This is a genomic window from Nafulsella turpanensis ZLM-10 (genome assembly GCF_000346615.1).
In the GTDB taxonomy this organism is placed as follows: domain Bacteria; phylum Bacteroidota; class Bacteroidia; order Cytophagales; family Cyclobacteriaceae; genus Nafulsella; species Nafulsella turpanensis.
In genome coordinates, this window is record NZ_ANNU01000054.1 from 43,978 (window position 1) to 56,529 (window position 12,552).

Below are 12,552 nucleotides of genomic sequence, written 5' to 3' on the forward strand. Positions count from 1 at the left end.
CTACTTTAGCCGGTACAATTGCTATTAAGCAATTTAATGGCAGCCCCCCCCCCTTTTCATCTTACAATCCTGCTTCGGTCAGCTCGCCCGACACGGAAAGGCCTGCAGACCAAAGCACTGCTGCCCGTGCCTTCTGGTATTTGGCTGCAAGCTCCAGCAGTTTTTGCCTGGCCTCCAGTAACTTGTTCTCGCGTTGGTTCACCAGGAAGAGAGAGCTTTCACCTGCTTCAAATTTTTCTATTTCTCCTTCCTGCAGCCGCTGATAATCCCGCACAATGGTCTGCTGTGCCACAAGGAGCCTTTTCAGGTTAAGATACTCATTATATGCCTGCTCAAGACCTGCACTAAGCTCCCGCTGGCGCTGATGGAGTGCAAAAAAAGTCTGTTTCTGCTTAATCCGGTTTAACTGAAGCTTTGCCCGCTCTTTCCGAAGTAGTAAAGGAAAAGCAAAATTTACACCCAGCTTATAGTTTTCGCTAAAAGCCAAAGGAATTTCCTCAACCACTACCTGCTCGGGCTGTCGCAGGTAATTATACTGGAGGTCTACAACAGGTTTTAACAGCTCACGATACAGGCGCTCCTCTACTTCGAGCTGTTCTATTTTCGCTTGGAGCTTCCGCAAATCAGGATGCTGTGTCTCCACGAGACTCATTAACTCTTCAACAGCCTGCAGCGGCACCGGCACCAGCTGTACCAACTCCTCCGGTGCAATACCTGCTTGTGGCAGCAGAGGCTCTCCTTCTTCGGTCCACAGGTAAACGGCCAGTTGCAGAAGGGCATTTTTGTACTCAAGCTTACTTTGAAGATACTCGATTTCCCTGCTTTGAACGGTAATGGCAGCCTCTACAGAATCAATGGGAGCCAAATCTCCCACAAATACGCTTTCCCGTATGCCTTCAAACCGGAAGCGTGCCAGCTCTACCCCTTCTTCGTTCAGGCGCAGTTGCTGATAAGCCAGGGCCCAGGTCCAGTAATCTTTTGCCGCTTCATACAGAAACTTATTGATAAGCTTTACCCGCTCTGCTTCGGCAAGCTCTGTCTCGAGCTGGGCTACCCGCAAAGCTGTACGGCGACTATCGGTCAGGAGCCCCTGCCCTAGCGGTACACTTATACCGGCATATACTAAGCCAGCTTCAGGAAGCTTATTCTGAGGGTTAAGATAAATTCCACTGTTCTGCTCATAGCCTACCTTCAGGTCGGTATTGATGAGCGTTGGTATTTTTAGCTCACTCTTCCATACCGTAAAGTACTCCTTGTCGTTAAAGTACTTTTGCTCAAATTCCGACACCAGTTTGGGATCGAAAGCCCCCCTGGCTTCACGAATAAGCATTTTGGCCTCCTCTGTCAGTAAACCGGCCTGCTGTAACTGTGGATGATACTCCAGCACTCTCTCATACAAAGCCTCCAGCGGAAAAATGGTTTTTTCACCTGGATCTTCCTGGGCAGAAAGCGTATGGGCAAAGCCCAGCCAGCCGCACAGGATTATTATAACCCTTCTGAAAACCTGCCTGCTATGCATTATTTTTTCAGTTCTTTTTCTTCATAATAAGTATCCGGCGCTTCTTTAAGGCTGGCCGGAAAGCCATTCAGCTGCCGCCATATTTCATACCAAACCGGCACCTCATCGAGCATTACCCAGCCATGCACACCGGAGCCCATCCGCAGCTGGGGAGGCCAGGGCTCATCATCCGGGTCCGGCACTACCAGAATCCGATACATATTCGGCTGAACCGGGCTTTCCACATAATCTATTACCCGCACAACACCCCCAAAGGTACCTACAGAAACACTGGGCCAGCCACTAAACTGAAGAGCCGGCCAGCCTTCGAACTCCAGGCGCACTTTACGTCCTTTGCTTAGCAGGGGCACATCCATAGGTTTAATGTATAAGGCTGCGGCTATTCCGGGATTTGCCGGCATAATAGTGACAACCGCCTCGCCCTCTTTAAGGGTTTCGCCTATTCCTGCCTTTTGTGCCTGTACAATAAAGCCGCTTTGCGGAGCCGTGAGGTAATAATTTTCGCTGCGGATGCGCATATTGGCATACTCGTTCCTCAGCTTGGCCAGCTCTCCCTCGCTGGTATTTACTTCTGAAAGGGTGGCACTCAGTTCGGAGCGTGCCTTACTCATTTTCTCACGAACTTCTGTCTCAATAGAATTGAGTTCAATCCGTGCATTCATCAGCTCATTCTGGGCTGCCAGATATTTATTTTCCTGCGCCACAACCTTTGCCCTGCTTTCCTGAAACTTTAAGCTCCTGCTTTCAAGCTCAGCACGTGACTTCAGTCCCTTTTCGAACAGGGCCTGCTGGCGCTCCAGCTGTTCCTCTGCAATTTTGTTCTGCACCTGCTCCGACACCAGGTCGGCACTATCGCTTTTAACTTTAAGGATGATCTGCTGCAGCTTATTCCGGGCCTGTGCCAGTTTTAGCTGCAGGCCTTCCTCCATAGCCTGAAGCTGATCGCGCAGGGCATCGGCTTTTTCTTCTTTATTTGCAATGGTCGACTCCTTGGCCTCCAGTTGCTCACGAAGCCGCTCCAACAAATCAGGATCAAAATACTTTTCCTTAACCTCCGAAAGCCGTAACAGCGTATCGCCTCTAGCTACACGTTGTCCTTCCTGAATAAACCACTCCTCAATACGACCGGCAATCGCGGTTTCTACAGTCTGTGGCCTGTCAGCAGGATTAATGGCGGTAATCTCCCCATCTCCACGGATGTTCTGTTGCCAGGGCAGGAACATTGCACCAACCATTAGCAGAAAAATTCCGATAATCCAGCGTGCCAGCAGCTTTCCTGCCTTAGGGGTCTGCAATACCTTTAAGGCCGAAAGATGCTCCTCTGCAATGTTACTTTTTATTTTATTCGGCGATAAGTTTAACATGCTGTTACTGATAGGCCGGTGTTAAACACCCGTTTCTAAAATTTCATTAAGAAGGTTTTGGTGTTTTAAAACCTGGTAAGGCTCCTCCGCTACCACCTTACCCCCTTCCAGCACCACTACCCGCTGGCAGGATTTCAGCACCACAGCGTCATTGGAGAAAGCAAGCAGGGTCCAGCCTCTGTCGGCACTACTTAAGAGCTGCATCAGCCTTTTTTTCTCCTTTTTCGCAAAACCGCCAAAGTAATCGTTGAGGATGAGTAAACGGGGCTTCTTTACAATACAGCGGGCGAGTATTAGCTTTTGCACCACACTGTGGGGAAGCCCCTGTCCTGCACTGGTTACATGGGTATGTAGCCCGTCCGGCATGCTGTTAATAAAGTCGCTCAGCCCCACCAGCTCTATCGCCTCTACTATTTCCGGGTAATGAATGGCAGGCTTCCCAAGGCCCAGGTTGTCGAGAATGGTGCCGTCGAAAATATCTTCATGCGAAATATTTTTGGCCACATAATCGCGCATATTAATGAGGTCGAGGTCACGGTAGGAGAACCCGTTAATGGTGATGGCCCCTTCAAACTCCGTAAAAATGCCAGCCAGTATATTGGCAAGCGTGCTCTTCCCTGACTGGTTATAACCCGTTATGCCTATTCTTTCGCCAGACTGAACATCAAGATTAACTCCTTTTAAAGCATACCCACCGTCTGCAAACTGGTAATTGAGATTACGCACCCGTAGCTGCAGGCCTCCCTGCAAATAATTGCGTGGAATACTTATTCCGCCACTCCGCTCCAGTGGCAGGTCTGTTACATTACCTATCTTTTCAACAGCTGTCAGCAGGTCATAAACCGTATCCATATAGGTAATAATTTTTTCTACTGCATTTAAAACAAGAATGATGATAATCTCCGAGGCAACAAACTGTCCAAGGGTAATTTGCCTGTCTACCACCAGTAAGCTGCCAATAATCAGCAGACCTCCCGTTACCAGTGTTTTAAACAGCACGAAATAACGATACTGGCTGAGTAACACCTTAAAATGGTCGTGGCGGTAATGCAGATAGCTGTTGACATACTGGTCGGCTTTGCGGATAGGAAGGGTCGTATTACCTGCCATTTTAAAAGCATTGAGGGTTCGGGCGAGTTCTTCCAGCCAAAAGGCAACCTTATACTTGTATTTCGATTCTACCAGCGAAGATTTGAGCCCTTTACTACCTGTAAAGTAAAAAATACTGCCTAACATCAACAGCAGGAAAATGCCAAAAATCACAAAAAAGGGATGGTAAAGAGATAGCAGAATAAGTCCGAAGAAAATTTGCAGGCTGGCAGATGAGATATCGATGAGCAGCTTTGGAAGACCTTTCTGAATAGTTAAGATATCAAAAAAGCGATTCATGAGCTCCGGCGCATAATACTCCCGAATGCTTTCTACTTTTATCCGCGGAATCCGGAAGGAGAATTCATATGCTGCCTTTGTAAAAACGCGCCGCTGGAGCACCTCCACCAGACTTATTTGCATGATCTGGAGGCCACCTACAATAAGTACAGCCAGAATTACCAGGCCCACCAGGAGAATAACAGAACTAAAAATTAAGCCACCTGAAATCATCCCGATAATTGCCTGTATTCCCAGCGGGAGCGCCAGGCTGATAATTCCGGCAAAAATGGCATAAACGTAGATATACCAGATATCTTTACGCTCTGTAGAGAGCAGTTTGAGCAGACGGGTTACAGGAGTAAAAGCCTCATCTGGCTTTTGCTCAGCAGATGTTTCGCTCAGCAGGCTATCGAAAGAGATGGCCGTAAGGAAATGAACATTCCCGGAAGTGGTTCTGTAAAGATGAATATCTGCCGGGGCTATTTCCCTGTTCTTTACACCCCCATCCTCTCCGAAAAAAGTCGCGCCCCATTTTTCTTTACCTTTCGCCTGCACACACACTGGCACTACACCCTCTGCCGTTTCGGCAAAGGCAATAAAAGGGACCTCCATCTCCTGGAGGTACCGAGGAAATTCTTTTTCAGGTAAGTTATTTTCAATAAAAATAAGATGGGCCCTGCTGCCCGCCTCAATGAGATGATGAATAAAATCGGGTACTTCCTCCCGGCTGTATGGAGGGTGATAAGGCTCTGTTTCGCCTGCATCGGGCTTGGTATAGGCAGGCTTTAACAGATTCTTATAATGTGCTACAATCTTAAAGATTTGCCGGTTGTTCATTCACAGGAATTTTTAGGTTCAGACATATCTGCCTGCAACAGAGCTGCAAAAGTAAGACACAAAACCTCCACGGTCAGGAAAAAATAAAAAAATGCTCAAAAAAAAAACCATACAAAATGCATGGGTTTCAATTTTTTACGTGCTAATTTAGGCTATCTCAACCAGCTCAATTTCAAATACTAAATCCTTGCCCGCTAATGGGTGGTTGGCATCCAATACTACCTTCTCTTCCGTTACTTCGGTAACTGTTACCGGCACCTGCTGACCACCCTGCTGCTGTACGGCCAGTTGCTGACCTACTTCAGGGCTGATATCGCCAGGAACATTTTCGCGCGGAACAGAAATAATCATATCTTCTCTCTTTTCTCCGTAAGCCTGCTCAGATGCAATTTCGGCTGTTTTCTTATCGCCTACTCCCATCCCTTCCACAGCCTTCTCAAAACCGGGAATCATGTTACCGGCACCCAGCGTAAATTGCAGTGGTTCGCGATTTACGGAGGAATCGAATACGCTTCCATCATTGAGTTTTCCGGTATAGTGTACCTTAACGGTATCTCCTTGTTTTGCTTGTGACATTGTAAAAAACTTTAAAAATGAATAAACAAGGCTCATAAACAAGCCCTTACTGCAAGATACGGCTTTTAAGTAAAGGATTCAAAAATTATGGAAGCTTTCTTGGATGCCGGAATTTGCATTTTAGCCTTTTTCAGCCTTCTGATTTAAAGGAATTAGAATGAAAATATATCAATATTCCCGGCAGATGTGCGTTGAATTAGCGAGCTTTGCAGGCCAAATTACCCTAACGTATGTATCATTTAAAAACGCTCTTTTTCTGCCTTCTCTTTTTTCCTTTTATGGCCATGGCACAGTCAGACGAAACCTACAGCCTGAGTGGGTATGTGCAGGACGCTACTACAGGTGAAGAGCTCATTGGTGCTACCATTAGTTTGCAGAGCCAGCCTTCTACCGGCGCCACCAGCAACGTATATGGTTTTTATTCCCTTAGCCTCCCGGCAGGCAAGTACACTGTTGTCTATAACTACATTGGCTACGAAAAGGAGGTACAGCAGGTAAACCTGGAGCAGGACACCAGATTAAACATTAGCCTGCAGCCCGCCCGCCTGGAATTGCAGGAAGTAGTGGTGAGTGCAGAACGACAGGATGCCAATATAGCGGAAGTAGCCATGGGGCGCGAAAAGCTATCTATTGAAACAGTAAAGGCACTGCCTGCCCTCTTTGGAGAAGTAGATGTGCTTAAAACACTCCAGCTACTGCCAGGAGTAGCCACTGCCGGCGAAGGTACTACCGGCCTGTTTGTACGTGGTGGCTCTGCCGACCAGAACCTTATCCTGCTCGACGAAGCAACGGTTTACAATGCCTCTCACTTTTTAGGTTTCTTTTCCGTTTTTAATCCCGATGCCATTAAGAACCTTGAAATTTACAAGGGGGGTATTCCTGCCCGCTTCGGTGGTCGCCTCTCTTCTATAATCGATATACAAATGCGCGACGGCAATGATAAAAACTATGTTTTTTCGGGTGGCATTGGCTCCATTTCCAGCCGGTTAACGGCAGAAGGACCTATTGTTAAAGATCGTTCCTCTTTCATCGTTTCAGGCCGTCGCACCTATGCCGACCTGTTCCTCCGCCTGAGCTCAGACGAAGAGATTAACAGCAGCACCCTTTATTTTTACGACTTTAATGCCAAAGCCAATTATACCCTCAACGACAACAACCGCTTTTACCTCTCCGGGTATTTTGGGCGCGATGTGTTTGGCATGGACAACCTCTTTGGACTCGACTGGGGAAACACTACCGCCACCGCCCGCTGGAACCACCTCTTCAGCGATAAATTATTCCTCAATACCTCCCTTATTTACAGCCAATACGATTATGGCTTTGATGCCGATGACGGCGTCAATAGCTTTCTGTGGCAGTCCATACTGGAGGAGCAAAACCTGAAGCTGGATTTCTCCTGGTTCCTGAATCCGCAAAACACCATCAGCTTTGGCTCCAATAGCATTTACCACCATTTTGGCCCTCCGGAAATTACATTTAAGGGAGAGTCTGCCATTCAGGATTTAGAGCTCTTCGACCGTTATGCCTTTGAACAGGCTCTTTATGCAGGCAATAAGCAGGAAATTACCGACCGCTTATCGCTGGAATACGGACTCCGCTACTCCACCTTTCAGAATATCGGGCCGAGTAAGGTATATACCTATACTCCCGGACTCCCCAGAACAAACGAATCTATTACAGATACACTGGAGTACGGCAACTTCGAAAAAATTAAATTCTACGATGGCTGGGAGCCACGCTTTGGGGCCCGCTACCTGCTGAGCGATAATAGTTCTGTAAAAGTATCTTATAACCGGATGATGCAATACCTGCAGATTGCCTCCAATGCCACCGCAGGCCTGCCGATTGACCGCTGGATTCCGGCCGATGCCTACATTCGTCCGCTCATAGGCGACCAGGTAGCCATGGGCTATTTCAGAAACTTCGACAAAAATACATACGAAGCCTCTGTGGAGCTATATTATAAGTGGATGGATCGGCTGATTGATTTTAAACCGGCTGCCCAGGTATTGCTCACCAACAACATTGAAACCGAGATACTGGAAGGAAGAGGCTGGGCCTATGGAGCGGAATGGCTCCTCCGTAAAAACCTGGGCAACACCACCGGCTGGCTGGGCTATACCCTCAGCCGTACCATGCGCCAGGTCGGTGGCATTAATAACGACCAGCCTTACCCTGCCCGCTACGACCGTACCCACGACCTTTCGCTGGTGGTAAACCATGAAGCCAGCCCCCGCTGGACCTTCTCCGGCGCTTTCGTATACCGTACAGGCTCTGCCGTATCCTTTCCGGTTGGGCGTACGGTTATTGCAGGGCAAACGGTGCCTGTATATGATAATAGCCGCCGGAACGCGCACCGCATGCCCCCTTACCATCGGCTCGACCTGTCCGCCACCTTTAATGGAGTCCCTCGTAAAGATAAAAAGTGGGTAGGAAGCTGGTCATTCTCCATTTACAATGTATATGCCAGGGAAAATGCCTTTAGCATAACCTTTGAAGATATTTATAACGATGATCCTTCCTTTGAACCCGGACAGGGAGAGCCGGTAGTGAGTCGCCGCCCGGGAGCCGTAAAACTGTACCTGTTCAGCATTATACCCTCTGTTACCTATAATTTTACCTTTAAGCCATAATGAAAACATATATTATAATTTTTCTGGCTGTTTTTCTGCTGATTGGCTGCCGCGAAGAGGTAGTGTTTGACCTGCCTGTAGAAGACCCGCAGTTAGTAATTGAAGCGGAGCTAACCGATACAGAAGGGCCGCATACCGTACGTCTCAGCCTTACGCAGGACTACTTTTCCGATGCGCCCCCGCCGCCGGTAACCGAGGCGCTGGTGATTATCAGCGACAATAAGGGCCATGCCGATACCCTGGAACAGATTGAACCAGGGCTGTATGTTACTGATTCGCTTGAAGGGGTGATTGGGCGCAGCTATACGCTGCACATCGAGTGGAACGGGAATGTGTACGAAGATACCGGCACCCTGCTTGAGGAGGCTGTAATTGATTCACTCAACTATCGCTACTTTGAGGCCAATCCTATTTTTGAAGAAGGATACTATATTTTCTTTTTCGGCAGACTGCCGGCAGACCGGAATAACTATTTCCGCTTTAAAGTGTATGAGAATGACTCGCTTTATAACGACCGCACCGACTTCCTGCTCCAGAACAATTCTGAGCCGCCCGTACCCGACACCCTGGCGAACATTCGGTTTAGCTATCCTTTCGGAAACAGCGATACTGTACGAATTGAGATGTATACGCTTGAAAAGGAAATGTACCAGTATTACCTTGAGCTGGTAACGCTCCTGTTCAACGACGGGGGCCTCTTTAGTCCGCCGCCGCAAAACCCGGTAAGTACCATCACCAACCTCACCGATCCTGATAACCCGCCACTGGGCTATTTCCAGGTAGCTTCGGTTACCACCGGCACCATCATTATCAGGGAGGAGGAAGAGGAATAAATATCGGTCGTTTAAGAGGACAGCCAAAAAAGGCTGCCTTTCTTTTTACCTTTCCTCTTCAGGTTCGAAAAAGTCTTTGGTGATTTTAAGCTCCAGCAAGCTAGAAGCCCCATCATCATTATCTGCCACCGAAAGGGCATGGAAATCTCCTTCAGGTGTTTGCGAAACGATATCAATGGACTCCAGCTTCTCCAGTATGCCCGTGCCCTCTTCATCAATCACTAAAACAGTGCGGGTAGGTCTCCCTTTCTCCAGCTCATCTACAGAAAGGCTACCAATAAAGCTCCCTAAAATGTCTCCGTCATCAATCCAGTTTTGGGTATCCTCAACCGTAGCCGTAAACAGCAGGGCACGCTTTTCAGGTACCGGACAGGCGCCGGAAAAGCCTGCGGTTACACCTTTTATTTCCGGCAGGATAATAGGATAAAAGTTCATTTCCAGCTCCTGCAACTCTTTCTCATTTTTCAGGTAAGCCTTAAAGTTGTCCCAACGGAGAGTAATGATATAATTATTACCGCGGTTGAATAAATAAACAGTACCGTCCATCAGAGCTGCTCCTTCGAGGTTAAAGCTTTCTATGCCTATTTGCATCCTTTCCATTAAGGCTGCATAAAAAGCACTCAAAGAAAAATGCTCCACCTGCACAGGCTCGCCCATCGTTATTTGCAGCAGGCTATCGCGCTCCACCGATTTAGAGCCAGAGCCAAAAGCATAAAGCACCAGCTGACTGCCGGAAGTGTCGGCAAGCAAGCTTTCAAAATCCGGCTTAAGCGGCTTGGGAATCCGGTGCATCTCCTTAAAAGAGGGCAGGAGCAGCGTTTTATTCATGGACTCGAAACTGGCACTGAGAGTAAAAAGGAAGGGAGAATCATCTCCCACAATATATACCCTGCCCTTTTCCACTGCCAGTCCGGAACCGGAAGGAACTTCTTCTAATATAACTGCACGGCCTGTTATAATCATTGGATTCTGATGATGAATGAGTATAGGTAAAAGACTAAAGATAAGCGCCAGTGGAAGAAAAATCATCATAAAAGGGTTAAAACTTCACTTGAAATTATCTTTAATAAATGCTGTCTGCCACTCGGGGCTAAAAGGCTGCTCCTGCACTCCTCAATAGTTTTACAAACATATTGTTAGCCGCTACTGAAAAGAATGGAGCAAGCAAGGCAGCCAGCGCAGTAAGGGAGTCGGAGTGTTACTCCACAAACAGGCTTCATGGCAAAAAAGGAAAGTTTGTACAAATAAAGAAGAATAACTTCAACACAAGACTATACAAACTGTTATAACAACAAAACGAAAGTTTATAAACATCCATACTTATGAGTAAAGAAATAAAAGTACAATATACCGCTTCTGCCACTTCAGAAGGAGGACGCCACGGGCAGGTAAAATCTTCCGACGGAGCTATAAACCTGAGCACTACCGAACCCAGAGAGCTGGGAGGTGATGGCGCGCAGGGAAAAACCAATCCGGAACAACTCTTTGCGGCAGGATATGCTGCCTGCTTTAGTAGTGCGGCAAAGCTTGCCGCTGAAACCCTGGGCCTGAAACTTGAAGACGATGCATTAAAAGTTACCTGCCATGTTTCCTTAGGAAAAGATCCGCAGGATAATGGCTTTGGCTTAAAAGTAAAAATGGAAATGCAGGCCGACGGACTGGAAGAAGAGGCTAAACAGCGACTAATTAAAAAGACAAATGAAATTTGCCCTTATTCTAAAGCCATTAAAGGGAATGTAGAGGTAGACCTGGTAACAAAATAGAGTTTTCCGGAACCCATTATAAACCGGCACCTGAAAGGTTAAAGCTTCACCTGAATGAAGCTCACCACCCAACGCCTTTTTTTTGCCAGATAAACCAGCACAGCTGACACCAAAAAGGTGCTGAACCACATTTATTACATACGCTACCAACTGAAATTAATGACTCACTGGGATTTAAAAAACAAAAGGGCGCTGGTTACCGGCGGCACCAAAGGAATAGGGCTGGCCATTGTAAAGGAATTTTTAGGGCTTGGTGCCGAAGTTCTTTTTACCGCTCGTAATAAAGAGCAGGTACAGCAGATAGAAAAGGAGCTTCGGGAAGAAGGATTTAAAGCAAGCGGCTTATCTGCAGATGTTAGTAAGCCAGAAGACCGGATGCGACTGCAAAGCTGGATTAGCGAGCATTGGGGTGCTTTAGATGTGCTGGTAAACAATGCCGGCACCAATATACGTAAATCAACAACCGATTACCTGGAGCAGGAATACCGGCAGGTGATGGAAGTAAACCTGATGGCTCCTTTTGAACTGTGCCGCCAGCTGTTTCCCCTCCTGAAAGAGGGGAAAAATACTTCTATCATCAACATTGCCTCTATTGCCGGAATGTTCGATGTTCGTACCGGCTCCCCCTATAGTATGTCAAAGGCCGGCCTTATTCAACTCAGCAGGAATCTGGCTGCCGAGTGGGCAGAGGAGAATATTCGGGTGAATACCGTCTCTCCCTGGTTTACCCAAACGCCCTTAACAAAAGGGCTCCTTTCCGATGCCGAAAGAGCCAACCCCATTATTGCACGCACACCCCAGAAACGCATTGCCGAGGCTGAGGAAATGGCAGGAGCTGTCGCTTTTTTAGCCATGGAAAAGGCTTCTTACATTACCGGCCAGAACATTATTATTGACGGTGGCATGAGCATCAGTGCCCTATAGATACAGGAGGCAGGAGAAATAAATCCACTGGAATGGAACATCACTCCCGGGCATCCGTATGCTGAAAAAATGCACTAAACTGATAGTGCATTATTTTTTTCACAAATAATTAACACCAGAAGATGACGAATTTAAAAAAGGAAATAGCGGGAATGAAAATAAAGTTCTTGCTTTCGCTGGCGGCAGCCCTTTTTATGAGTGGCGCTGCCATGGCACAGGTATCAGCAGAACAGGAGCAGATAAAAACTGATTTTAGCGACGATGAACTGGAGCAGTTTGTGGATGTCTACATCAAGGCCAATGAAATAAGAATGGAGAATGAAACTGTAATGATGCAGGCCATTGAGGAGGAAGAAAACATTGACCTTGCAAAGTTCAATGAAATTCTGATGGCCCGCCAGCAGCAACAGAACATCAGCGAAATAGATGCTACAGCCGAAGAAATGGCTGCTTTCAACAAGGCTGCCCAAAAAATAATGGAAGTGCAGCAGGAAGCCCAGAAAGAAATTAGCCAGCTGATTGAAGAGGAAATAGGCCAGCAAACCTACCAGCAAATTGGAATGGCTTACCAGCAGGACCCTGAGCTGCAACAGGAAATTAACCAGCTCCTAGAAGAGAAAGTGGGAAAACAGGAATAAAACTGTTCCCATGCAAAAAGAGAAAGGCGGCTCATGAATAGCATGAGTGGTCGGAAGAAATTCCGGCCACTTTTTTTATGTTTTGAAGAGTCTG

The 12,552-nt window shown here is 47.3% G+C and carries 10 protein-coding genes; 5 read left to right on the forward strand and 5 right to left on the reverse strand.

Annotation, left to right across the window (positions count from 1 at the left end; all coding sequences use genetic code 11):
• Positions 1-61: 61 nt before the first annotated feature.
• The 4 genes from F752_RS0119025 to F752_RS0119040 form a co-directional block, all read right to left on the reverse strand.
• Positions 62-1,519: a TolC family protein gene (locus F752_RS0119025; protein ID WP_017733340.1), complete on the reverse strand. Its 1,458-nt coding sequence runs from the start codon at positions 1,517-1,519 to the stop codon at positions 62-64.
• Complete coding sequence (locus F752_RS0119030; RefSeq protein WP_017733341.1) at positions 1,519-2,883, reverse strand: HlyD family secretion protein; 1,365 nt, start codon at positions 2,881-2,883, stop codon at positions 1,519-1,521. The genes F752_RS0119025 and F752_RS0119030 overlap by 1 nt, the downstream gene beginning before the upstream one ends.
• A gap of 21 nt (positions 2,884-2,904) precedes the next feature.
• Complete coding sequence (locus tag F752_RS0119035; RefSeq protein ID WP_017733342.1) at positions 2,905-5,091, reverse strand: peptidase domain-containing ABC transporter; 2,187 nt, start codon at positions 5,089-5,091, stop codon at positions 2,905-2,907.
• Between the two features lie 147 nt (positions 5,092-5,238).
• A complete protein-coding gene (locus tag F752_RS0119040) occupies positions 5,239-5,667 on the reverse strand; it encodes an FKBP-type peptidyl-prolyl cis-trans isomerase (protein WP_026135850.1) in 429 nt (142 codons plus the stop codon).
• 230 nt (positions 5,668-5,897) lie between these two features.
• Between F752_RS0119040 and F752_RS0119045 the strand changes: the two genes are divergently transcribed.
• Together F752_RS0119045 and F752_RS0119050 are read left to right on the forward strand one after the other, a co-directional pair.
• The gene (locus F752_RS0119045; RefSeq protein ID WP_017733344.1) at positions 5,898-8,300 is read left to right on the forward strand and encodes a TonB-dependent receptor; all 2,403 of its coding nucleotides are present in this window, start codon (positions 5,898-5,900) and stop codon (positions 8,298-8,300) included.
• Complete coding sequence (locus F752_RS0119050; RefSeq protein ID WP_017733345.1) at positions 8,300-9,133, forward strand: DUF4249 domain-containing protein; 834 nt, start codon at positions 8,300-8,302, stop codon at positions 9,131-9,133. The genes F752_RS0119045 and F752_RS0119050 overlap by 1 nt, the downstream gene beginning before the upstream one ends.
• A 45-nt stretch (positions 9,134-9,178) precedes the next feature.
• On the opposite strand, the gene F752_RS0119055 is transcribed toward F752_RS0119050, so the two are convergent.
• Positions 9,179-10,165: a DUF6929 family protein gene (locus tag F752_RS0119055; RefSeq protein ID WP_152425209.1), complete on the reverse strand. Its 987-nt coding sequence runs from the start codon at positions 10,163-10,165 to the stop codon at positions 9,179-9,181.
• 290 nt (positions 10,166-10,455) lie between these two features.
• On the opposite strand from F752_RS0119055, the gene F752_RS0119060 reads away from it, so the two are divergent.
• From F752_RS0119060 to F752_RS24620, 3 genes are all read left to right on the forward strand, one after another.
• Positions 10,456-10,896 carry an organic hydroperoxide resistance protein gene (locus tag F752_RS0119060; protein ID WP_017733347.1) on the forward strand — a complete coding sequence of 147 codons (441 nt, stop codon included), beginning with the start codon at positions 10,456-10,458 and terminating at the stop codon, positions 10,894-10,896.
• Between the two features lie 159 nt (positions 10,897-11,055).
• Complete coding sequence (locus F752_RS0119065; RefSeq protein ID WP_017733348.1) at positions 11,056-11,820, forward strand: SDR family oxidoreductase; 765 nt, start codon at positions 11,056-11,058, stop codon at positions 11,818-11,820.
• A 152-nt stretch (positions 11,821-11,972) separates the two neighbouring features.
• Positions 11,973-12,458, forward strand: coding sequence for a DUF4168 domain-containing protein (locus F752_RS24620; protein WP_051049923.1), 486 nt, complete (start codon positions 11,973-11,975; stop codon positions 12,456-12,458).
• The last annotated feature ends 94 nt before the right edge of the window (positions 12,459-12,552 follow it).